Here is a 21,948-nt window from a genome sequence, read left to right as displayed (position 1 = left end):
AAATTTGAATTCATTGGAGACGACCCATGGCTGAAAACGACGGCGCTGCGCCTCAGGCCCCACAGATCAAAATGAACGTCATGACACAGTACATTCGTGACATGTCATTCGAAAACATTCTGGCGCAAAAAGGCGCGCAGGGTGAAGTTCAGCCAGACGTGAAAATTCAGGTTAATCTAGACGCTAAAAAGCGTGGCGCTGAAAACCAGTATGAATCTGCGATCAAACTGAACATCACAAGCAAAGCCAAAGGTGGCGAAGATGTGCTGTTTGTTTTGGAAATCGACTATGTCGGCATTTTCCAGATCGAAGGCGTGCCAGAAGATCAGCTGCACCCATTCTTGTTGATTGAATGCCCACGCATGATCTTCCCGTTCCTGCGCCGTGTTGTTTCTGACATCACACGCGACGGTGGCTTCCCACCACTGAACCTAGAGACCATTGATTTTGTTGCACTGTATCGCAACGAGCTTGCGCGCCGTGCACAAGCGGGTGGCACCCAGAAATTGGACGCCTGATAAATTTTTAGCGCCCCCGGATCACTGGGGGTGCTAACCTAGCTTATTCCAAAGCGCCTCTTCTCCCATTTTTTCAACAAAAGCGTCATGTGCTTGTTTTTCCTCGGGTTTTATGCGCGAGGGCAGGGGATTAGGCCGTGCTGTAGGGCGCCAATCGTCTTGGGATACGCTACCAGAAGAGCCAGCGTTTGTGGCCAGTCCAAAGTCTGGTTGGCGGCCGCCGATCAGTTCTAGATAGACCTCAGCCAAAATTTCAGAGTCAAGCAACGCGCCGTGCAACGTACGATTTGTGTTGTCGATGTTGAAGCGGCGGCACAGGGCATCGAGGGTTGCCGGTGAACCTGGAAATTTCTTTCGCGCGATCGCTAGCGTGTCTAAGGATTGTTCCATCGGAAGGGTGCGAAGACCCATGCGCGCGAGTTCGAAGTTTAAGAACTTCATATCGAAAGCTGCGTTGTGGATCACCATTTTGGAATCCCTAACGAAGTCCAAAAACGACTGACCCACTTTGGCGAAAACAGGTTTGTCGCGCAGAATTACCTGACCCGGTTCAGGTTCTTTTGGTGGTTCCAGAATATCGGGGCCAATGCCGTGCACCTCAAACGCGCCTTGCGGCATGGATCGTTCGGGGTTGATGTAGACGTGATAGGTTTTGCCGGTTGGCATGTGGTTGAACAGTTCAACACAGCCGATTTCGACGATCCGGTCGCCGCCCTCTTTGGCATCAAAACCAGTTGTTTCCGTATCCAGGACGATTTCACGCATTTGCAATCTGCTCTCTGATGGTCGTTACGATGGCCTGAACCTGTGCTTTTGCATGATCAAGCGTGTCGGTCACAACAACATAATCGGCGCGTGCGACTTTGTCATCGATGGGCATTTGCTTCGCCCGGATCGCTTTGAATTGGTCGAGTGTCATCGTACCACGAGCCATAACGCGGGATTGCTGTGTTTCAGCTGGAATAGAGACACAAACGACAGCGTCCAATGTCTTTTCCGTACCGTTTTCGAACAGCAATGGGATGTCGAGAACGGTGATGTCTGCCGTGCTGGTTTTGATAAATTCATCTCGGTCTGCAGCGACGAGGGGGTGGACGATCTCTTCCAATATCGAAAGGACGGAGTTGTCTTTTGATATTAATACCTTGAGTTCATCACGCGACACCGCATTGTCAATGATTGCGCTCGGCAGCGCGGCCTTTATTGGCGCAACCGCAGCGCCGCCTTGGGCATACATGCGATGCACTGCGGCATCTGCATCCCAGACAGCGCAACCAAGATCAGCGAAAAGTTTGGCTGTTGTGGATTTTCCCATGCCAATGGAACCGGTCAATCCAAGCGTAAAGGTCATCCGAGGATCACTTGCCGTAGTTCATCGGTGACCTCGGGTCGAGGGCCGAACCAGCGTTCAAATCCGGGGGCCGCTTGGTGTAATAACATGCCAAGCCCATCAACAGTGACGCAGCCTTTTTCCGCTGCGGTTTCCAAGAACTGGGTGCGCAGAGGGTTATAAACAAGATCGGTCACCAAAGTGCCCGGCTGCAGCCCGTCGAGAGACATCTTAAGTTCTGGCTTGCCGGCCATTCCGAGAGATGTGGTGTTCACGACAGTGGTTGCCTGCTCCAAAACATTGGCGGCTTGGTTCCATTCAACGACCTTAAGGCGGGCGCCAAAATCATCGCGGAGCTGTTCTGCACGCACGCGGGTGCGGTTGGTAATCAGGATTTCTGGCACACCGACATCTAATAAAGACGCAACAACAGCACGGGCGGCACCGCCGGCACCCAGAATAACGGCAGGACCAGCTTCTGGTTCCCAATCAGGGGCGAATTGACGGAGGTTTTGGATAAACCCATAGCCATCAGTATTATCCGCAAGGATTTTTCCATCTTCGTGGAAAATCAATGTGTTAGCAGCGCCGATAAGGGTTGCCCGATCGGTCACTTGATCCGCGAATTCTAACGCACGTTCTTTGTGTGGGATCGTCACATTGGCGCCGACAAAGCCCATTTTATGCATGTTGCGCAAAACGGTTTCAAAGTTTTCGGGCGCGACATCAATTGGGACATAATGGCCCTCTATCCCGTAGGCCTTTAGCCAATACCCATGCAACATCGGTGATTTCGAATGTGCAATGGGGTGGCCAATTACGCCAGCCAAAGGAATTTTAGGCAATGTCATCTTTGTAAATCTCCACGCAGGGTCAAATAGGCTAGGATTTCGAGTAAAGGCATACCCAGAACTGTAAAGTAATCGCCGTCGACGCGGGTAAATAAACGAACACCTTCGCCTTCGAGCTGATAGCAGCCGACAGTATGACGGATGCTGTCCCAATTACGGTTAACATAGTCTTTAAGAAACGCATCAGAGAAGTCGCGCATTAACAAGCGCACCATTCCGACGTGCCGCCAAACAGGTTTGCCGTTTTCGTAAATCACCGCAGCAGATAGTAATGTGTGCCGATTATTCCGAAGGCGCATCAGTTGCGCAATTGCGTCGTCTTGGTCTTTGGGTTTTGAAAAAACCTCTCGCTCAAAGTCGAGAACCTGATCACATCCCAAAACGAGTGCGCCCGGTAGCTTCGCGCTAACGCGTTGTGCTTTGGCCTCTGCTAGGGAATCTGCGATGTCTCGGGGGCTGGTGCCCTCTGCTTCGAGGCTCTCGCGAATTAACTCCTCGTCAACCGGAGCTGTCATAACCTCGAAAGGTACGTTGGCATTGCGCAGCAGATCTGCGCGAATTTTGGAGCCAGAGGCAAGAATGATCGGTTCGCTCATGTGGATAACCTGGTGAAAACTTGTGTCTAAAGCTGCGGATAGGTTGTCGAGGAATTCGAGCCTCGGCGCAAGCGGTAGATAACTCTGCCCTTTCAACTGAGTCGCTCACGATTCCTCCCCTTGGGATGAGGATAACTGGTTTTCTGTGGCGGAATCGTTTTTCCGATTATTTGTCCGCAGATTTATACACAGAGAAATTATTTGATATCACTTGTTAAGATATTGTTAGAAAACATTTTTCCATAGAAATACAATTTGCACACCGGTTTTCCCTAAAGTTTCCCCACCGTAAAAATGAATGTGGAGAAGTCGGGAGAAACTGAGTAATCCACAGAAAATCGGCTTACTACCAAATCAACTTCCTTTCTTATAAATATATATTTATTTAGTAAGGCGAGCCGGCGAGAGAGGATCGCACCCGTGTCAGACATTCTTGCTAGCCTGTACCCTTGGATTTTAGCGTTTCACATCATGTCAGTGATCAGCTGGATGGCTGGTCTATTCTATTTGCCACGCCTCTTTGTGTATCACGCAGAAAAGGCAAAGAAGGGTGATCAGCTGGATCAAACGTTCCAATTAATGGAATACAAACTTTTGAAAGTGATCATGGGCCCAGCAAGCGTCGCCACGTGGGTTTTTGGCCTTTTGCTTGTCATGACCCCCGGCATTGTCGATTGGGGCGCTGTGTGGCCGTATACGAAGGCTGCGGGTGTGATTGGGATGACTGGGTTCCATCATTGGCTGATGATACGCCGAAAGGTGTTTGAGCGCGGCGAAAACACCACGACCGGTCGACAGTTTCGAATGATGAACGAAGTGCCTACTGTCTTGATGGTCTTGATAGTGATTTCTGTTGTTGTGAAATTCTAAGGCTGTTTGACTTAAATTAGGAATCCTCCTATTTAATTGTTTAACAGGCCCGTCCGGGTCATGTGTCTTCCGACCTAAAATTGATGATGAGCGGCCTTTGTGGGCCGACAAAGGTGTATCTATGTCCGAGAACAAACTCGCGCTATCCGATCTAAAGGCAAAGAGTCCTAAAGACTTGCTTTCGATGGCTGAAGAGCTGGAGATCGAAAACGCATCAACCATGCGTAAAGGCGAGATGATGTTCCAAATCCTGCGTGAACGCGCGGATGAGGGATGGGAAGTTTCGGGCGATGGTGTGCTTGAAGTTCTACAGGATGGTTTTGGTTTCTTGCGTTCGCCAGAAGCGAACTATCTGCCGGGCCCAGATGACATTTATGTTAGCCCTGAGATGATCCGTAAGCACAGCCTGCGGACCGGTGACACAATCAACGGTGTGATTAAGGCCCCTGAAGAGACAGAGCGTTATTTCGCGCTGACAACGGTATTTTCGATTAATTTTGAAGATCCAGAAAAAGCGAAACATAAAATTGCATTCGACAACCTGACGCCGCTGTACCCGGATGAGCGTTTGAAGATGGAAGTCGAAGATCCAACAATCAAAGATCGTTCTGCACGGATCATCGACCTGGTTTCACCAATTGGTAAAGGTCAGCGTTCTTTGATCGTTGCGCCGCCACGGACTGGTAAAACTGTTCTGCTTCAGAACATCGCGAACTCTATCGAGAAGAACCACCCAGAGTGCTATTTGATCGTTCTACTGATTGATGAACGCCCAGAAGAGGTGACGGATATGCAGCGTTCTGTGAAGGGTGAGGTGATTTCCTCTACCTTTGATGAACCGGCGACACGTCACGTTGCGGTTTCTGAGATGGTGATCGAAAAAGCCAAGCGTTTGGTAGAACATAAACGAGATGTTGTGATCCTTTTGGATTCGATCACAAGACTTGGTAGGGCGTTCAACACGGTTGTGCCGTCTTCTGGTAAGGTTTTGACCGGTGGTGTGGACGCAAATGCGCTGCAACGTCCTAAGCGTTTCTTTGGTGCCGCGCGGAATATCGAAGAAGGTGGATCACTGACCATTATCTCAACAGCATTGATTGATACTGGTTCGCGGATGGACGAAGTTATCTTTGAGGAATTCAAAGGTACTGGTAACTCTGAGATCGTTCTGGATCGTAAGGTTGCTGATAAACGCGTCTTCCCGGCGATTGATATTCTGAAGTCTGGTACACGAAAAGAAGATCTGCTGGTTGATCCAAAAGATCTGCAAAAGACCTTTGTCTTGCGTCGCATTCTGAACCCAATGGGTACCACGGATGCGGTTGAGTTCTTGATTTCGAAGCTCAAACAAACAAAGAGCAACGAAGAGTTCTTCGATTCCATGAACGCGTGATGCGTCATGGCTTTCGTTAACGATACTGTATTTGCGCTAGCAACGGCCCCCGGTAAGGCGGGGGTCGCTGTCGTTCGAGTGTCCGGTCCTGCTGTTACAGATGTGGCAGCGGCACTGTTTGGTGAATTGCCTGCGCCGCGTATGGCAAGCCTTAAGGTTTTGTGTGATGCTGGTGGCGTACGTCTAGATCAGGCACTGGTTTTGTATTTTGAGCAGGGCCGTTCGTTTACGGGCGAAGAAGTTCTGGAATTTCATCTGCATGGTTCAATCGCCGTTGTTAACCGCGTGTTGCGGGTGTTAGGTGACTTAAACGGATTGCGTCTGGCAGAGGCGGGGGAATTTACCCGCCGAGCGCTTGAAAATGGTTGTTTGGATTTGGCGCAGGTCGAGGGGCTTGCCGATTTGATCGACGCCGAAACCGAAGCACAACGTCGGCAAGCCTTGCGGGTGCTATCAGGTGACCTTGGAAAAGTTGCTGAGCGTTGGCGTGCTGATTTGATCAGAGCTGCTGCATTGATTGAAGCCACAATTGATTTTGCTGACGAAGATGTGCCGGTTGATGTAACGCCCGAAGTCGATGCATTGCTGAATGGCGTTTTGTCGGTCCTGGAAAAAGAGATCTCTGGCGTTGAAACAGCTGAGCGTATTCGGACAGGATTTGAAGTTGCTATTGTAGGCGCGCCAAATGTCGGAAAGTCTACTCTTTTGAATGCCTTAGCTGGTCGCGAGGCGGCTATCACCTCTGAATTTGCAGGTACGACCAGAGATGTGATCGAAGTCCGTATGGATTTGAGTGGGTTACCAGTGACTTTGCTGGATACGGCGGGCTTACGCGATACGGATGATCATGTTGAGGGGATAGGCATTGAGCGAGCGAAAGAGCGCGCTGTTGCGGCTGACCTTCGCGTGTTTCTGATTGAGGACGGTCAATCCCCGGATTTTGAACCTTTGGCTGGGGATATTGTTGTCGCTGCCAAGGCGGATACGCTGTCGGATGTTCGCAACGCGGTATCCGGAAAGACGGGGCAGGGCCTTTCAAAATTGGTTTCTAAGGTTTCTGACAAGTTATCCTCGCTTGCGGGGCGTTCTGGAGTAGCCACGCGTGAACGTCATCGTGTGGCGATGGTCCGCGCATCAGAAAGTCTATCAGCTGCGAAGGCAGTTCTAGCGCTAGGTGCGGATCACTATGATATAGCTGCAGAGGAACTGCGCACGGCGATTCGTGCTTTGGATTCCATTGTCGGTCGGATTGATGTTGAAAACCTCTTGGATGAGATTTTTTCTAGCTTTTGCATCGGAAAATAGGAGTGTTTCACGTGAAACATTTTGATGTCGTTGTTGTTGGGGGCGGTCATGCTGGCTGTGATGCCGCACATGCTGCTGTCAGGATGGGGGCGAAGACTGCCCTTGTTACACTTACCATTGGCGGTATCGGCGTCATGTCTTGTAATCCGGCTATTGGTGGTCTGGGTAAAGGGCACCTTGTGCGCGAGATTGATGCGCTTGATGGAGTGATGGGCCGGGTTGCTGATTTAGCAGGTATACAATTTCGGTTGTTGAACCGACGCAAGGGTCCGGCGGTTCAAGGTCCTCGTGCACAAGCAGATCGAAAGATTTATCGAGAATCAATGCTGCGTGAGATGCAGAACCAGCCGAACCTGACCATTTTAGAGGGGGAAGCGACTGATTTCATTATGGAAAACAACCGCGTATCAGGAATTACGCTTTCGGATGGTTCTGAAGTACGATCTCACGCCGTTGTTTTAACCACTGGCACGTTTCTACGTGGTGTAATTCATATCGGTGATATCTCGCGGCCTGGTGGCCGTATGGGAGATCGACCCTCCGTTAAGCTGGCAGAACGTATTGATAGTTTTGAATTGCCGTTAGGGCGGCTAAAGACAGGAACACCCCCGCGTTTGGATGCGAGGACAATCAAATGGGATTTGCTTGAAAAGCAGGAGGGCGACGAAGAACCTGTGATGTTCTCGTTTCTTTCAAAATCACCCAGCGCACGTCAGGTGGCCTGTGCAATAACCCATACGAATGAACGCACGCATGACATTATCCGCGAAAACCTTGATAGATCAGCGATGTATGGCGGACATATTGAAGGCGTAGGGCCGCGGTATTGTCCATCTATCGAAGATAAGATCGTTCGATTTGCAGACAAAACCTCGCATCAAGTTTTTCTTGAGCCAGAGGGTTTGGATGACAACACGGTCTATCCGAATGGGATTTCTACTTCACTACCTGAAGACGTTCAGGATGATTATGTCCGGTCCATCTATGCACTCGAGGATGCAAAGATCATTCAGCCAGGATACGCAATTGAGTACGATTATGTTGATCCGAGGGCTCTTGACGCCAGTTTAGCTGTTCGTACGGTACCTGGCTTGTACCTTGCAGGGCAGATTAACGGGACAACCGGCTATGAGGAGGCAGCGGCGCAAGGGCTTGTTGCAGGGCTTAATGCAGCGCTGAGTGCGCAGAGTAAAGATCCACATCATTTTGGGCGCTCTGACAGTTATATCGGGGTGATGGTTGATGACTTGATTACGCGAGGCGTGACTGAGCCATATCGGATGTTTACATCTCGTGCGGAGTTCCGTCTTTCACTGAGGGCTGACAATGCCGACCAACGTCTAACTCCGATCGGTAGGGCGTTGGGGTTGGTGAATGATAATCGGTATTCTCATTTTGACAAAAAACTTGACATGTTGAATTCCGGCCGTGAATTGCTCCAATCTGCGAGTTTTTCGCCGAAAGAAGCCGAAATTTCTGGGATCAAGATTAAGAACGATGGTGTCCGTCGTTCTGCATATCAGTTGCTTTCAACGCCTGATGTTAGTTTTGATCAGCTTTCTGTTCTTGTTCCTGAAGTGAATGAGCTTGATTCAGAGGTTAGAGAACAGCTCGCGCGTGATGCTCTGTACGCCAACTATATTGACCGGCAGCAGCGGGATGTTGATGCCATGCGTCGCGATGAGGCGCAGGTCATTCCGGCGGACTTTCAGTTTAAGGGGATCGAAGGTTTATCGAATGAGCTTCAATTGAAATTAGAAAATGCGCGTCCAAGTAATCTAGCTCAGGCTGCTCGTGTTGATGGTATGACCCCTGCCGCGCTAACGCTTCTTTTGGCAAAGCTTCGTCAAAGACAGAAAATGGAGAAGACTGCGTGAGTTTTTCGCAATTTAAGTTGGATAATTTCGATGTTTCACGTGAAACATTCGAGCGCCTCGAATTACTTGCTAGTCTTCTAAAAAAATGGAACCCTACGATTAACCTGGTTTCAAAATCTACTTTGGGCGATCTTTGGGATCGCCATATCCAAGATTCCGTTCAGGTTTTTACTCAGGATAAAGACGGAACTGGGAGCTGGGTGGATATTGGCAGTGGAGGAGGGTTTCCTGGACTTGTCGTTGCTATTCTAAATGCCGACAAAAAATATCCACGGACGGTGACACTGATTGAAAGTGATCTTAGAAAATGCACCTTTCTAAGGACGGTGTTAAGAGAAACTGGTGTTAAAGCAACAGTGTTGAATGACCGGATTGAAAAAGTGGAGCCTCAGAATGCGCGGATATTATCAGCGCGGGCTTTGGCTGATCTTTCCTCGTTGTTGGAGTTTTCAGAGCATCATTTGGACCCAGAGGGTACAGCTTTGTTCCCAAAAGGAATTAATTGGAAAAACGAGTTGCAAGAAGCACAGAAAACGTGGTCTTTCGAATGTGAGAGTATTAAAAGTGATACTCAAGAGGGCGCAGTAATTCTAAAAATCAGGGATATTCATCGTGTCTGACCCAATTCGTGGAAACGGTCCAAGAATTATTGCCGTTGCCAATCAAAAAGGTGGCGTTGGCAAGACGACTACAGCGATAAATCTAGCAGCAGCTTTGGTGGAAGAGGGCGTCCGCGTATTGGTCGTTGATCTGGACCCACAGGGTAATGCCTCTACCGGTTTGGGTATTGAAGCAGAAGATCGAGAGTTGACCACATACGATTTGTTGTTGGGGGACGTTGAATTAAAGGATGTCATTCAATCTGTAGATATTGAGGGGATGGCAATTATACCTGCGACGGTCGATCTTAGCTCTGCAGATATGGAGCTGATGACTAACGAAAAGCGGTCTTTCCTATTGCATGATGCTTTGCGTCAGCCTGCGATGGATGAATTTGGTTGGGATTATATTCTGATTGATTGCCCACCTTCTCTGAACTTATTGACAGTTAACGCAATGATTTCTGCGCATTCTGTTTTGATTCCGTTGCAAAGTGAGTTCTTTGCTTTGGAGGGATTGTCACAATTGATGCTGACTGTTCGTGAGGTCCGTCAAACTGCAAATCCCAACCTGCGCATTGAAGGTGTTGTTTTGACGATGTTTGATGCGCGAAATAACCTGTCGCAGCAGGTAGAGGATGATGCGCGGGATAACTTGGGTGAGTTGGTATTCAAAACCCGAATTCCGCGGAATGTGCGCGTTTCCGAAGCTCCCTCTTTCGCGCAGCCGGTTTTGCAGTATGATCCAACATCAAAGGGTGCTGAAGCCTATCGCAAATTGGCGAGGGAAGTTTTAGACAAACACCTGGGCGTCGCAGCCTAAATTAGAATAATAAGGAGGCCGGGCATGGCAGAGAATAAAGTAAAATCCCGGGGGCTGGGACGCGGTCTTTCTGCGTTGATGGCAGATGTGAATGAATCTCCGGTATCCCAGAATGATTCAGGCGTGCGTCGTGCTGATATGATGGTTCCGATCGAGAATATCTCTCCAAACCCAGATCAGCCACGGCGCCGCTTTGATCCAGAGCACCTGGAAGACTTAGCAAATTCCATTCGCGAGAAGGGTGTAATTCAGCCGTTGATCGTGCGTGAAGTGGCTGGAGAAAACGGTAAGTACGAAATCGTTGCAGGTGAACGCCGTTGGCGTGCATCGCAAAAGGCGCAGCTGCATGAGCTTCCGGTTGTAATACGCGATTTTAATGATACCGAAGTTTTAGAGATTGCGATTATTGAGAACATCCAGCGATCTGATCTTAACCCGGTTGAAGAAGCAGCTGGTTACCGTCAGTTGATGGACAAGTTTGGGCATACACAAGAAGTGCTGTCCAAAGCCTTGGGTAAAAGCCGAAGCCACATTGCAAACCTAATGCGCTTGCTTAATCTATCGCCTGATATTCAGGAAATGCTGGAAGAGGGTAAGCTTTCTGCCGGTCATGCGCGTGCATTGATCACCTCGGATCATGCAGAAGAAATTGCGAAGCGCATTGTGGCCGAGGGACTTTCTGTTCGGCAAACCGAGGGGCTTGTTAAAAAGTATGCCTCTGGTGAGACAGACAAACCGAAGAAACCGAAGGTCGAAAAGGACGCTGATACCAAAGCCTTGGAAGGGGATTTGGGTGCGAACTTGGGTATGAAAGTTGCGATTGATCACAAACCTGGTGGCGAAGCGGGGCAGATTACGATCAAATATACGAATATGGATCAGCTAGATGAGCTGTGTAGAATACTCAGCGCGACTTAAGTCTAGGTGACATTGAGACGAATAGCCGGGTCCGTGACCCGGCTTTTTTATTCGTGAGGGCGGGTCCAGATAAAGAGCATGACGCATCCCAATGTGATCGCCTGAATACCAAGCACAAGCGGACGTGCTCCTAAAGCTAGGGAAAGTCCAAATACTGCAATCACTGATAAAGTGGCGAGACGTTTGGCATTTAGGCCAATGGCGCCGTTTTCTTGCCAGTCTGCAATTGGTGGTCCAAGTTTTGGATGGGTGAGCATCCAGTTGTGCAGGAATTCGGAACTGCGCGCAAAGCAAAATGCAGCTAGTAAGAGAAATGGTACTGTTGGTAAGAGCGGTAGAATAATGCCGATAGCGCCGAGCGCCACTGATAGTAGTCCGCCAATTAGCCATATATACCGCATACAGTTATTCCACCAATATCTCGGCGAGCAGGGTGTTTAGAACCATACGGCCGTCTTGCGTTGCAATTAGCAGGTCGCCAGATTGGCGGATCATGCCTATGTCTTGCAGATGGGCAAGTGTTGTCGGATTTAAAGGGCGACCCGAAAGGTTTTCCCAACGTTTCAGATCAACGCCGTCGCGAAGGCGAAGGCCCATCATCATCATCTCGTCAGCTTGATCGGTCAGGAGTATCGGATTTTTGACATTCTCGCCGTTGCCTGTATCGACAGCCTGGAGCCAGCGGTCAGGGTTGCGCCAGCATTCGATGGCATGTCGTTGGCCATTTAAGGTTAGGCGTGCGTGGGCGCCCGGGCCAATGCCAGCGTAGTCGCCATAGCGCCAATAGATTTTATTGTGGATGCTTTCAGAACCGGGTTTTGCGTAGTTGGATACTTCGTACCCTTCTAAGCCAGCTTCGATGCAGATGTCGCCGGTCGCTTGGTACATGTCAGCGGCTAGGTCGTCTTCTGGCAGGCCACGCAGCTTGCCTTTGGCATAGCGGTCACCAAAGGCTGTGCCGGTTTCAATGGTGAGCTGGTAGAGCGAGAGGTGGTCGATGGCCATGGATAGGGCTTCTCGCAGCTCTGTTTGCCAATCATTTAGTGTTTGGTCTTGGCGAGCATAGATCAAATCAAAGCTGACGCGATCGAAAGATTTACGAGCAATATCGAAGGCTGCTTTGGCTTCATCAACGGAATGGATGCGGCCTAGGCGCTGCAAATCGCGGTCGTTTAAGGCTTGGATACCCATCGAGACGCGGCTGACTCCGCCTTGCCTGTAGGCGGCAAAACGGCCAGCTTCGACAGAACCGGGGTTGGCCTCTAGTGTGATTTCGAGGTCATTTGCAGTTGGCCAAGTAGCGCGGATCCGTTCGATGATCTGCGCAACAACGTCAGGATCCATCAGCGAAGGTGTTCCACCACCAAAGAAAACAGAGTTTAAAACTCGGCCTTTTGTCAGTGATCCGACACGATCCAATTCAGATAAATAGGCTCTAAGCCACCTTGATTGATCAATTTCTCGGGAAACGTGCGAGTTGAAATCGCAATAAGGGCATTTGGCCTGACAAAAGGGCCAATGGATATAAAGGCCAAAGCCCCCGTTTTGCCAATCTTCAGCCAAAACAGCCTGCCAAGAACTGCGCGACCGCGCGACCACGGTGGCTGATTTTGTTTTTTTCGGCTTTGTCCATTTGGGCGCAGGTGATGTCTAGGCCTTCGGGAATGAACATCGGATCGTAGCCAAAGCCGCCTTCGCCACGGATGGGCCAAGTGAGCGAGCCGGGCATAACGCCTTCGAATACTTCGTCATGTCCGTCGGGCCATGCGATCACCAATGTGCAGCGGAATTGCGCGGTGCGTGGGGCGTCTGGACCTTTGGCGTTGATCTCGTCGTTGGCGCGGATCATGGCCATCATGAAATCGCGGCCATTGCCGGTTTCTGCCCAATCGGCCGTATAAACACCTGGGGCGCCATCCAGTGCGTCAATCGTAATGCCGCTATCGTCGGACAGAGCAGGAAGGCCGGTGGCCTTTGCGGCGGCATGCGCTTTGATACGGGCGTTGCCGACAAATGTATTTTCGGTTTCTTCAGGCTCAGGCAAGTCCATATCTGCTGCGCCCACGACAGTTACGCCGTGGGGAGCCAAGATTTCTCTGATCTCGGTCAGCTTGCCTTTGTTATGTGTGGCGACAAGGAGTTTGTCGCCAGTAAACTTGCGGGTCATGCGACGGCTGCTAACTGCATTTCGGCCAATTCACCTACGCCTTTTTCGGCAAGGTCCATCAATTGATCCATCTGTGCACGAGAGAAGACAGAGCCTTCGGCGCTCATCTGAACTTCGATCAGGTTCTTGTTGCCGAGCATGATGAAGTTACCGTCAACGCCGGCTTCGGAATCCTCTGGGTAATCCAGGTCAAGTACGGGCTGACCCGCGTAGATACCGCAAGAAATCGCGGCAACTGGGGAAACGAGTGGATCGGTGATGATGTCGCCGGCTTTCATCAGTTTGTTCACGGCCAAACGTAGGGCAACCCAACCGCCAGTGATTGATGCACAGCGTGTGCCGCCGTCTGCTTGGATGACGTCGCAGTCGATTGTGATTTGGCGTTCACCTAATGCAACGCGGTCAACGCCAGCGCGCAAAGAGCGGCCAATCAAACGTTGAATTTCTACGGTGCGGCCACCTTGTTTGCCTGATGCGGCTTCGCGGCGCATGCGCGAAGAGGTAGAGCGCGGTAGCATGCCGTACTCTGCGGTAACCCAACCTAGGCCTGAGCCTTTGATAAACGGTGGTACGCGGGTCTCTAGCGATGCGGTGCATAGAACATGGGTGTCACCCATTTTAATCATGCAAGAGCCTTCGGCGTGTTTGGTGACGTCTGTTTCAATTGAGACAGAGCGCATTTCGTTCAACTGACGGCCGGATGGGCGCATGATGACTTCCTTCGTTTCAAGGTCATGTTAACTTGGCCAAGGGATACCTTTGTGCACGACCCTTACGCAACCCCGATTGACCTTTGCGGCTGAGGCTCTTTAATGGGCGACAGCATTGGAAGTTTGAATGACAGATCGCAAAGAAGTTCTGAATGAAATGAATGATCGCTCGCGCGAGGTGTTTCGCCGTGTGGTCGAGGGGTATCTGGATACCGGTGATCCCGTTGGATCGCGCACGCTAACGCGTGACTTTTCCGAAAAGGTCAGTGCCGCGACGATCCGCAACGTGATGCAGGATTTGGAGTATCTGGGCCTGTTGGATTCGCCTCATGTCAGCGCGGGGCGCATCCCAACGCAGCAGGGCTTGCGGATGTTTGTTGATGGATTGCTTGAGGTTCGCGAGATGGATCGCGGGGATCAAGAAAAGATAGATGCAACGCTGGGGCAAAATTCCGGTGATGTTGGCACAATGCTGGATCGCGTTGGGGCTGCTTTGTCGGGGGTGACGCAGGGTGCGTCGTTGGTTTTAGCACCCAAGCACGAGGCACCCATCCGACATATCGAATTTGTCAGCTTAGCCCATGACCGCGCGCTTGTTGTTTTGGTTATGGCTGACGGGCATGTGGAAAACCGCTTGTTCACACCGCCCCCCGGTCAAACGCCAAGCAGTATGCGAGAAGCGGCGAACTTTCTTAATTCACTGATCGAAGGGCGGACCCTGTCTGAATTGCAGACAGTGATTCGCAAAGAAATAACGGCGCGCCGCCAAGAAATTGATAAGCTATCGCGTGCTTTGATTGATAGCGGTTTGGCTGTTTGGGCAGACGATGATGACACGCAAGAACGCTTAATTGTGCGTGGTCGGTCTAATTTGATCGGTGAAGGCCAAGATGAAGCCGATTTTGAGCTTATTCGTAGCCTGTTTGATGACCTCGAGCGTAAGCGAGATATCGCGGATTTCTTGGAATTAGCCGACCAAGGTGACGGTGTTCGCATTTTTATTGGCTCTGAGAACAAACTTTTTTCACTTTCGGGTTCCTCTTTGGTGGTGTCTCCATATATGAACTCTGATCGAAAGATCGTGGGTGCTGTTGGGGTCATTGGACCCAAGCGCCTAAACTACGGACGAATTGTGCCGATTGTGGATTATACGGCGCAGCTGGTTGGAAAGATGATCTCTGACCGGACATAGAGGTGAATGATGGCAGAGCCGAAAGAAAACGAATTTCTGGATGATCTTGCAGATGCAGAAGCAGAAGTGTTTGCTGATCTGGACGAGCTAGAGAATGAAGCCGTTGAGCTAGATGAGCTCAAGGCGGAGCGTGACGAGTACAAAGAGCGCTGGATGCGTGCCTTGGCCGAGGCTGAGAATTCTCGTAAGCGTGGCGACAAAGCACGCCGTGATGCAGAAATGTATGGCGGGTCCCGTTTGGCCCGTGACATGCTGCCTGTGTACGACAACATGAAGCGTGCGATGGAAGCCATCACTGATGAGCAAAAGCAAGCAGCGCCTGCGGTTATCGAAGGTATTGAACTGACGATGCGCGAGCTGTTGAACGTGTTCAAGAAACACGGTCTAGAAGTGATCGTGCCAGAGGTCGGCGATAAGTTCGATCCGAACCAGCACGAAGCGATGTTCGAAGCGCCGGTTCCAGGAACTAAAGCCGGCGAGATCATTCAGGTTTCCACCGAAGGCTTTATGCTGCACGACCGTCTGCTGCGCCCTGCGCAAGTCGGCGTAAGCTCGATGGTTGGCTAAGTCTAAACAGATCGCGAAATGCATGTTACAAAGCCCTCGTACCATCGAGGGCTTTTTCATTTGTTCCGACATCTTTTGATTGCTTTGGCAATATGCACGGCAGGCATCGCGCCTGCGCAAACCTATCCGGAATACAACGAGATTTTTGTGAACGACTTTGCTGATCTGATGACAGATAGCGAAGAAGATCTGGTGCGCAATAAGTTGATTGAATTGCGCAACGAGCGTGGTGTCGAATTTACTGTTGCGACGATTAACAACCTCTCTGATTTCGGCCACTTGGGGGAGATAGAGCCATTTGCGACCGGCCTGTTCAATCAGTGGGGCCTAGGCGATCCAGTAAAGAACGATGGCGTGATGCTGCTTGTGTCGCGGTATGACCGGCGTCTGCGTATCGAAGTGGGTTCTGGATATGGCGATGCGCGAAACGATGCCATGGCAGCGATTATTGATGAGGTGATCGTTCCGCATTTCCGAGACGACAATTATGCGCTTGGGATTGATCGGGGTGTTGATGCCGTGATCCACGAGGTGACAGGGACTTGGCCTGGCGAATTCAATGCATCCTTGACGGAGCGTGCATGGAATAGGGTGCAGCGGTTCCTCGGTTGGATTGGCGATTGGATAGCCGTGTTTTATGCGGCACTTGCAGGGTTCGGTTATCGCTTGTTCCGAAAGTGGAAACGCAACAAGCCGCGGATTTGCCCCGTTGATGGGACAAAGATGCAAAAGCTTGGCGAGGCTAACGACGATGCCTATTTGAAGGAAGGCGAGCGGGTCGAAGAACGTCTGAAAAGCGTGGATTACGACGTTTGGGTTTGCCAGAGCTGCGATCACCGAACTGTTGAAGCCTATAAGTCTTGGTTTAGCAAATACGGTGCGTGTCGAACCTGCCAGTTCAAAACGCTGGAGGGGGATTCAACCATTGTGACCTCCGCGACGACGAGTTCAACTGGCCTGAAACGTGTCGACTATCACTGCAAGAATTGCGACGACCGATACCACACACATGTCACGATACCGCGGAAATCTGAAAGCTCGTCTTCGTCGTCAAGCAGCGGTGGATCTGGTGGTGGATCGTCGTCAGGTGGTGGTGCCAGCGGTAGTTGGTGATTATTGCTGTTTAGTCGATAATGCTTTGATTTCATACAATAATTCAAGAGCTTCGCGTGGGCTTAGATCATCTGGGATGATTGTATCCAGCTTTTCTTGAACAGGGGAAGGGCCAGTTGCAGCTTGCGGTTTTGGGGCTGGCGCAGCAGCGAACAGAGGCAGGTCGTCGATTAACGCTTTTTGCTTTCCGCCTTCGCGTTCACCTTTTTCCAGCATTTCCAAAACATCACGCGCGCGGTTCACAACCGATGGTGGGAGGCCGGCAAGTTGAGCGACCTGAACGCCATAGCTGCGATCAGCGGCACCGCGTTTAACTTCGTGTAGGAAAATGACCTCGCCGTCCCATTCCTTGACTGTCACTGTGGCGTTTTCAACGCCTTGTAGTTTGCCGGCAAGCGCGGTCATTTCGTGGTAATGGGTCGCGAAAAGGGCGCGGGATTTATTGACCTCGTGCAAATGCTCTAGCGTAGCCCATGCAATGGACAGGCCGTCATAGGTCGCGGTGCCGCGGCCAATTTCGTCTAGGATCACCAGCGCGCGGTCATCGGCTTGGTTCAGGATGGCAGCGGTTTCCACCATTTCAACCATAAAGGTTGATCGACCACGTGCCAGATCATCCGATGCGCCAACGCGTGAAAACAATTGGCTGACTATGCCGATTTTCGCAGTCGCTGCGGGTACATAGCTGCCGATTTGGGCCAATAGCGCGATCAAGGCGTTCTGGCGTAGGAATGTCGATTTACCTGCCATGTTCGGGCCGGTTAGCAACCAAATGCTGGCGTCATTTCCACCGGATAGATCGCAGTCGTTTGCAACGAATGGCGCGCCGCCTTGTTTGCGCAGCGCTGCTTCTACAACGGGGTGACGGCCACCCTGGATGTCGAAATCGTGGCTGTTGTTAACTTCGGGCTTGCACCAATTTTCGCTGGTGGCCAGCTCTGCCAGAGCGGTTTGAAGGTCAAACTCTGCGAGCGCACGGGCCGCGGAAGATACTTTTGCCGATGCGTCTAAAACAGCCTGCCTGAGGACAGAGTAGAGCCGCTTTTCGGTTTCCAACGCGTTGTTTCCGGCGTTTAGAATTTTTGTTTCGAGCTCTGAAAGCTCGACAGTCGTGAAACGCACCTGATTTGCTGTTGTTTGGCGGTGAATGAATGTCTCAGTAAGTGGGGCGGACATCATTGTTTCTGCGTGCTTGGCGGTCGCCTCGATAAAATACCCAAGCACGTTGTTGTGTTTGATCTTCAGCGCTTGAATGCCAGTCATTTCGGAATATTGCGCCTGCATGCTCGCTATAACGCCGCGACCCTCGTCGCGAAGCTGTCGGGATTCGTCCAGATCGCTATCGTATCCTGGCGCGATAAACCCTCCATCGCGGGCCAAAAGCGGCGGTTCCGCGATTAATGCCTGATCAAGAAGGTCTAGAAGGATGTCATGCCCCTGAAGCGCCTGTGCTGCTTCTCCTAGCAATGGAGCCAGTTCTGAGTTTTCGCATAGACCAGAAAGCGTGAGGGCTTGTTCCAATCCGTTACGGATCGCGGCCAAGTCGCGAGGGCCACCGCGGTCTAGGGATAGGCGCGACAAGGCGCGATCTAGGTCGGGCACTTTGCGTAGATGATCGCGAATATCGCGTGCGAGATGTGCGTTTTCCAGCATAAAGGTGACGGCAGATTGTCGGCCAACTACGGTATCAACGGACAGCGAAGGTGATGAAAGACGTCGCTCTAACAGACGCGCGCCACCGGATGTAACCGTTCTATCAATCGTGGCTAGAAGCGTGCCAGCACGTCCGCCGGAAAGTGCGTGAGTTAGCTCAAGGTTTCGTCGCGTCGCGGCATCAATTTGCATGGTGCCGCCAGTGATCTCACGTTGTGGCGGGCGGAGGAGGGGGAGCTTACCTTTTTGTGTGATTTCAAGGTAATCCACGATCGCACCCAAGGCACCGATTTCGGGTCGCGTAAAGGTGCCGAAAGCATCAAGACCCTGTGCTCCAAACAGCGACGCAACGCGCGTTTCGGCGGCAGCGCTGTCAAAAGCACCACGAGAAACGGCGGTAAGCGAAACTCCCATTTCAGAGACTATTTCACCTAAACTTGCCTCTGTACCCTCTGCAACCAGCAACTCGGAAGGCGCAAGGCGAGCCAATTCAGCACCCAGCCGGACCTGAGGTAGAACCATGACATGTAACGCACCGGTTGAAATATCCGCCCACGCCAAAGCAGCCTCATCCCGGACCTTTGCATAGGCAGCCAAAAAGTTATGGCGGCGGGCATCTAGTAGGGAATCCTCGGTCAATGTGCCCGGTGTCACAAGCCGTACAACCTCGCGGCGGACAACGGCCTTGTAGCCCCGTTTTTTCGCCTCTGCTGGGCTTTCCATTTGCTCACAAACAGCAACACGAAATCCCTTGCGGATCAGTGTTAGAAAATACCCTTCGGCAGCATGGTGAGGGACACCGCACATCGGAATTTCGTTCCCGTCGTGCTTACCCCGCTTGGTTAGTGCAATGTCCAAGGCTTCGGCCGCAGCTACGGCGTCGTCAAAGAACATCTCATAGAAATCGCCCATCCGATAAAAAAGGATCGCATCAGGATAGGCTTCTTTGATTTCCAGATACTGCGCCATCATTGGCGTAACAGCCGGTTTGGCTACGTTCACGATGTGATCCCCCACGGTGGTGTTCAATAAGGTTTAACAAAATCCTAAGGGCGCGCGAAAGGTGAAATCGCCTTTGGTTTTGGCGCTAACATGTTGAGGGCACATAGAGCCTAAGATAAGGAGGATCGGATGCGATGAAGGATCACCTGCTATGACCAAGACCAAAGTGACGCGCGAAGAGGCGCTTGCCTACCATCTGGACCCGGCGCCAGGCAAATTTGAGATTAAGGCAACTGTGCCCATGACGACGCAGCGCGACTTGTCGCTGGCGTATTCCCCAGGTGTGGCAGTTCCATGCGAAGCCATCGCAGCAGACCCTGCAGCGGCTTACGATTATACAAACAAGGGTAACCTTGTTGCGGTTATTTCTAACGGTACCGCTGTGCTTGGCTTGGGCAACTTGGGCGCGCTTGGCTCAAAGCCGGTGATGGAAGGCAAAGCTGTTTTGTTCAAACGCTTTGCTGACGTGAACTCGATCGACATTGAGCTGGATACCGAAGATCCAGAAGAATTCATCAACGCTGTGCGCCTGATGGGTCCAACGTTTGGCGGCATCAATCTAGAAGACATTAAGGCCCCTGAGTGTTTCATCATTGAACAGCGACTCAAAGAAGTGATGGATATTCCAGTCTTTCACGATGATCAGCATGGTACAGCCGTGATCTGCGCCGCAGGCCTGATCAATGCGTTGAAAATTTCTGGTAAGAAAATCGAAGACGTCAAAATTGTTCTGAACGGTGCAGGTGCAGCCGGCATCGCATGTATCGAACTCTTGAAGTCTATGGGCGCAAAGCACGATAATTGCGTGGTATGCGATACTAAAGGCGTGATTTATCAAGGCCGCACCGAAGGTATGAACCAGTGGAAATCTGCACATGCCATCAAAACTGAGTTGCGCACCTTGGATGAAGCCATGAAAGGCGCGGATGTCTTCCTGGGCGTTTCCGCCAAAGGTGCTGTAACGCAGGCGATGGTTGAAAGCATGGCCAAAGATCCGCTGATCTTTGCTATGGCAAACCCAGATCCAGAGATCACCCCAGAAGAAGCGCAAGCTGTTCGCCCGGATGCAATCGTTGGAACGGGTCGGTCTGACTATGCCAACCAAGTTAACAACGTGTTGGCCTTCCCATATCTGTTCCGCGGTGCGCTGGATATTCATGCCCGTGCCATCAACGACGAGATGAAAATCGCTTGCGCCGAAGCACTCGCTGAATTGGCGCGCGAAGACGTCCCTGACGAAGTTGCGATGGCTTATGGGCGCAAACTGTCATTTGGCCGTGATTATATCATTCCAACACCGTTCGATCCGCGTCTGATCACGCGTATTCCACCAGCTGTCGCAAAAGCTGGTATGGAAACCGGTGTGTCACGCCGTCCAATCATTGATATGGATGGTTATGAAGCGAACCTAAAATCGCGGATGGATCCGACTGCCAGCATCTTGCGCAGCTTGAACGCACGCGCGCGCAATGCTCAGGCACGTATGATTTTCGCAGAAGGTGATGACCCACGCGTCCTGCGCGCGGCGGTTGCCTATCAGCGCAATGGTCTAGGGAAGGCTCTGGTTGTTGGTCGTGAAGCTGACGTCGCAGAAAAACTCGAAGCTGCCGGCTTGGGTGATGCTATTTCTGAAATCGAAGTGGTTAACGCCGCGAATACGATGCACCTACGTACATACAAGGATTTCTTGTTTAAGCGTCTGCAGCGTAAGGGTTTTGACAGCACCGATATTCACCGTCTTGCATCGCGCGATCGTCACGTCTTTGCGGCGCTTATGTTGGCGCATGGTCATGGTGATGGCCTGGTAACCGGTGCGACACGTAAGTCGGCGCATGTTCTTGAATACATTAACAACGTTTTCGATGCGAATGCCGATGCAGGTGCTGTTGGGGTCACCGCAATCCTGCACAACGGACGTATCGTTTTGATTTCCGATACGCTTGTTCATGAATGGCCGGATCAGAACGATCTTGCCAATATCGCGGAATCCTGTGCGAGCGTGGCGCGTGACCTTGGCTTGGAGCCTCGCGTTGCCTTTGTAAGCTTTTCTACATTCGGTTATCCAGTTTCGGAACGTGCGGAAAAGATGCACCTCGCGCCTGAGGTTCTGGATAAACGTGGCGTTGATTTCGAATACGAAGGCGAAATGACAGTAGATGTTGCGCTCAATGCGACACAACAAGAAGCCTACCCATTCCAACGTTTAACCGGACCTGCAAACATCTTGGTCGTTCCCGCCCGTCATTCGGCGAGTATTTCGACCAAATTGATGCAAGAAATGGCTGGGGCGACAGTGATTGGTCCAATCTTAACGGGCGTTAGCAAATCCATTCAGATTTGCTCAACAACCTCGACTGCAAATGACATTCTGAACATGGCAATTTTGGCCGCTTGTAAGGTTGGAAAGCTAGACGTTTAAGGCTTGCACTCAAGTTGAGACCAAGACAGACTATTGGTCTCAACA

General features: G+C 51.2%; 21 protein-coding genes. 12 read left to right on the top strand and 9 right to left on the bottom strand.

Annotation, left to right across the window (positions count from 1 at the left end):
- Window positions 1-26: 26 nt before the first annotated feature.
- Window positions 27-518: a protein-export chaperone SecB gene (gene secB / locus Q4544_RS09155; RefSeq protein WP_303505550.1), complete on the top strand. Its 492-nt coding sequence runs from the start codon at window positions 27-29 to the stop codon at window positions 516-518.
- Between the two features lie 33 nt (window positions 519-551).
- Here the strand turns inward: secB and dnaQ are convergent, their stop codons facing one another.
- The 4 genes from dnaQ to Q4544_RS09135 are packed head-to-tail and all read right to left on the bottom strand — an operon-like array spanning window position 552 to window position 3,295.
- The gene (gene dnaQ / locus Q4544_RS09150) at window positions 552-1,283 is read right to left on the bottom strand and encodes a DNA polymerase III subunit epsilon (RefSeq protein ID WP_303505549.1); all 732 of its coding nucleotides are present in this window, start codon (window positions 1,281-1,283) and stop codon (window positions 552-554) included.
- Entirely contained in the window at window positions 1,276-1,869 is a 594-nt protein-coding gene (coaE, locus tag Q4544_RS09145) for a dephospho-CoA kinase (protein ID WP_303505548.1), read from the bottom strand. Before coaE ends, dnaQ begins: the two co-directional genes overlap by 8 nt.
- Window positions 1,866-2,699, bottom strand: coding sequence for a shikimate dehydrogenase (locus Q4544_RS09140; RefSeq protein WP_303505546.1), 834 nt, complete (start codon window positions 2,697-2,699; stop codon window positions 1,866-1,868). The genes coaE and Q4544_RS09140 overlap by 4 nt, the downstream gene beginning before the upstream one ends.
- Complete coding sequence (locus Q4544_RS09135; RefSeq protein WP_303505544.1) at window positions 2,696-3,295, bottom strand: nucleoside triphosphate pyrophosphatase; 600 nt, start codon at window positions 3,293-3,295, stop codon at window positions 2,696-2,698. The genes Q4544_RS09140 and Q4544_RS09135 overlap by 4 nt, the downstream gene beginning before the upstream one ends.
- Window positions 3,296-3,715: 420 nt before the next feature.
- On the opposite strand from Q4544_RS09135, the gene hemJ reads away from it, so the two are divergent.
- From hemJ to Q4544_RS09100, 7 genes are all read left to right on the top strand, one after another.
- Complete coding sequence (hemJ, locus tag Q4544_RS09130) at window positions 3,716-4,165, top strand: protoporphyrinogen oxidase HemJ (RefSeq protein WP_303505542.1); 450 nt, start codon at window positions 3,716-3,718, stop codon at window positions 4,163-4,165.
- A gap of 121 nt (window positions 4,166-4,286) precedes the next feature.
- Window positions 4,287-5,558: a transcription termination factor Rho gene (gene rho, locus Q4544_RS09125; RefSeq protein ID WP_303505541.1), complete on the top strand. Its 1,272-nt coding sequence runs from the start codon at window positions 4,287-4,289 to the stop codon at window positions 5,556-5,558.
- A 6-nt stretch (window positions 5,559-5,564) separates the two neighbouring features.
- A complete protein-coding gene (gene mnmE, locus Q4544_RS09120) occupies window positions 5,565-6,863 on the top strand; it encodes a tRNA uridine-5-carboxymethylaminomethyl(34) synthesis GTPase MnmE (RefSeq protein ID WP_303505540.1) in 1,299 nt (432 codons plus the stop codon).
- A gap of 11 nt (window positions 6,864-6,874) precedes the next feature.
- Window positions 6,875-8,740 carry a tRNA uridine-5-carboxymethylaminomethyl(34) synthesis enzyme MnmG gene (gene mnmG, locus Q4544_RS09115; RefSeq protein ID WP_303505539.1) on the top strand — a complete coding sequence of 622 codons (1,866 nt, stop codon included), beginning with the start codon at window positions 6,875-6,877 and terminating at the stop codon, window positions 8,738-8,740.
- Window positions 8,737-9,360, top strand: a complete 624-nt coding sequence (gene rsmG, locus Q4544_RS09110; RefSeq protein ID WP_303505537.1) for a 16S rRNA (guanine(527)-N(7))-methyltransferase RsmG — start codon at window positions 8,737-8,739, stop codon at window positions 9,358-9,360. Before mnmG ends, rsmG begins: the two co-directional genes overlap by 4 nt.
- On the top strand, window positions 9,353-10,162 hold the full coding sequence (locus tag Q4544_RS09105; RefSeq protein ID WP_303505536.1) for a ParA family protein: 810 nt from the start codon (window positions 9,353-9,355) through the stop codon (window positions 10,160-10,162). The genes rsmG and Q4544_RS09105 overlap by 8 nt, the downstream gene beginning before the upstream one ends.
- Window positions 10,163-10,186: 24 nt before the next feature.
- The gene (locus tag Q4544_RS09100; RefSeq protein ID WP_303505534.1) at window positions 10,187-11,080 is read left to right on the top strand and encodes a ParB/RepB/Spo0J family partition protein; all 894 of its coding nucleotides are present in this window, start codon (window positions 10,187-10,189) and stop codon (window positions 11,078-11,080) included.
- Window positions 11,081-11,127: 47 nt separating this feature from the next.
- On the opposite strand, the gene Q4544_RS09095 is transcribed toward Q4544_RS09100, so the two are convergent.
- The 4 genes from Q4544_RS09095 to rph are packed head-to-tail and all read right to left on the bottom strand — an operon-like array spanning window position 11,128 to window position 13,957.
- The gene (locus Q4544_RS09095) at window positions 11,128-11,481 is read right to left on the bottom strand and encodes a YbaN family protein (protein ID WP_303505533.1); all 354 of its coding nucleotides are present in this window, start codon (window positions 11,479-11,481) and stop codon (window positions 11,128-11,130) included.
- Between the two features lie 4 nt (window positions 11,482-11,485).
- Window positions 11,486-12,643, bottom strand: coding sequence for a radical SAM family heme chaperone HemW (gene hemW, locus Q4544_RS09090; protein WP_303505531.1), 1,158 nt, complete (start codon window positions 12,641-12,643; stop codon window positions 11,486-11,488).
- A complete protein-coding gene (rdgB, locus tag Q4544_RS09085; RefSeq protein WP_303505530.1) occupies window positions 12,636-13,247 on the bottom strand; it encodes an RdgB/HAM1 family non-canonical purine NTP pyrophosphatase in 612 nt (203 codons plus the stop codon). Before rdgB ends, hemW begins: the two co-directional genes overlap by 8 nt.
- Window positions 13,244-13,957: a ribonuclease PH gene (gene rph, locus Q4544_RS09080; protein WP_303505529.1), complete on the bottom strand. Its 714-nt coding sequence runs from the start codon at window positions 13,955-13,957 to the stop codon at window positions 13,244-13,246. Before rph ends, rdgB begins: the two co-directional genes overlap by 4 nt.
- 127 nt (window positions 13,958-14,084) lie before the next feature.
- Here rph and hrcA point away from each other — a divergent pair, with 127 nt between their 5' ends.
- Genes hrcA through Q4544_RS09065 form a run of 3 tightly spaced genes read left to right on the top strand, consistent with a single transcriptional unit; the run spans window position 14,085 to window position 16,829 of the window.
- Window positions 14,085-15,149 (top strand): heat-inducible transcriptional repressor HrcA, encoded by a 1,065-nt coding sequence (hrcA, locus tag Q4544_RS09075; protein WP_303505528.1) that lies wholly within the window; start codon window positions 14,085-14,087, stop codon window positions 15,147-15,149.
- Between the two features lie 9 nt (window positions 15,150-15,158).
- Window positions 15,159-15,716 (top strand): nucleotide exchange factor GrpE, encoded by a 558-nt coding sequence (locus Q4544_RS09070; RefSeq protein WP_303505527.1) that lies wholly within the window; start codon window positions 15,159-15,161, stop codon window positions 15,714-15,716.
- A gap of 60 nt (window positions 15,717-15,776) precedes the next feature.
- The gene (locus Q4544_RS09065) at window positions 15,777-16,829 is read left to right on the top strand and encodes a YgcG family protein (RefSeq protein WP_303505526.1); all 1,053 of its coding nucleotides are present in this window, start codon (window positions 15,777-15,779) and stop codon (window positions 16,827-16,829) included.
- On the opposite strand, the gene mutS is transcribed toward Q4544_RS09065, so the two are convergent.
- The gene (gene mutS, locus Q4544_RS09060; protein WP_303505735.1) at window positions 16,830-19,454 is read right to left on the bottom strand and encodes a DNA mismatch repair protein MutS; all 2,625 of its coding nucleotides are present in this window, start codon (window positions 19,452-19,454) and stop codon (window positions 16,830-16,832) included.
- Window positions 19,455-19,635: 181 nt separating this feature from the next.
- On the opposite strand from mutS, the gene Q4544_RS09055 reads away from it, so the two are divergent.
- Window positions 19,636-21,903, top strand: a complete 2,268-nt coding sequence (locus Q4544_RS09055) for an NADP-dependent malic enzyme (protein ID WP_303505524.1) — start codon at window positions 19,636-19,638, stop codon at window positions 21,901-21,903.
- Window positions 21,904-21,948 lie beyond the last annotated feature (45 nt).

It is taken from the genome of Cognatishimia sp. 1_MG-2023, assembly GCF_030548175.1.
Taxonomy (GTDB): domain Bacteria; phylum Pseudomonadota; class Alphaproteobacteria; order Rhodobacterales; family Rhodobacteraceae; genus Cognatishimia.
The sequence above is the reverse complement of the archived record's forward strand: the minus strand, read 5'-3'. Positions and strand labels throughout refer to the sequence as shown.

Excerpts from the sequence above, each read along its gene's own strand:
- coaE (WP_303505548.1), bottom strand. The coding sequence starts at position 1,869 with ATGACCTTTACGCTTGGATTGACCGGTTCCATTGGCATGGGAAAATCC.
- rph (WP_303505529.1), bottom strand. The coding sequence starts at position 13,957 with ATGCGCCCATCCGGCCGTCAGTTGAACGAAATGCGCTCTGTCTCAATT.
- rho (WP_303505541.1), top strand. The coding sequence starts at position 4,287 with ATGTCCGAGAACAAACTCGCGCTATCCGATCTAAAGGCAAAGAGTCCT.
- Q4544_RS09095 (WP_303505533.1), bottom strand. The coding sequence starts at position 11,481 with ATGCGGTATATATGGCTAATTGGCGGACTACTATCAGTGGCGCTCGGC.
- hrcA (WP_303505528.1), top strand. The coding sequence starts at position 14,085 with ATGACAGATCGCAAAGAAGTTCTGAATGAAATGAATGATCGCTCGCGC.
- Q4544_RS09055 (WP_303505524.1), top strand. The coding sequence starts at position 19,636 with ATGACCAAGACCAAAGTGACGCGCGAAGAGGCGCTTGCCTACCATCTG.
- Q4544_RS09070 (WP_303505527.1), top strand. The coding sequence starts at position 15,159 with ATGGCAGAGCCGAAAGAAAACGAATTTCTGGATGATCTTGCAGATGCA.
- secB (WP_303505550.1), top strand. The coding sequence starts at position 27 with ATGGCTGAAAACGACGGCGCTGCGCCTCAGGCCCCACAGATCAAAATG.
- Q4544_RS09100 (WP_303505534.1), top strand. The coding sequence starts at position 10,187 with ATGGCAGAGAATAAAGTAAAATCCCGGGGGCTGGGACGCGGTCTTTCT.
- mnmE (WP_303505540.1), top strand. The coding sequence starts at position 5,565 with ATGGCTTTCGTTAACGATACTGTATTTGCGCTAGCAACGGCCCCCGGT.
- Q4544_RS09135 (WP_303505544.1), bottom strand. The coding sequence starts at position 3,295 with ATGAGCGAACCGATCATTCTTGCCTCTGGCTCCAAAATTCGCGCAGAT.
- mutS (WP_303505735.1), bottom strand. The coding sequence starts at position 19,454 with ATGATGGCGCAGTATCTGGAAATCAAAGAAGCCTATCCTGATGCGATC.
- dnaQ (WP_303505549.1), bottom strand. The coding sequence starts at position 1,283 with ATGCGTGAAATCGTCCTGGATACGGAAACAACTGGTTTTGATGCCAAA.
- Q4544_RS09140 (WP_303505546.1), bottom strand. The coding sequence starts at position 2,699 with ATGACATTGCCTAAAATTCCTTTGGCTGGCGTAATTGGCCACCCCATT.
- rdgB (WP_303505530.1), bottom strand. The coding sequence starts at position 13,247 with ATGACCCGCAAGTTTACTGGCGACAAACTCCTTGTCGCCACACATAAC.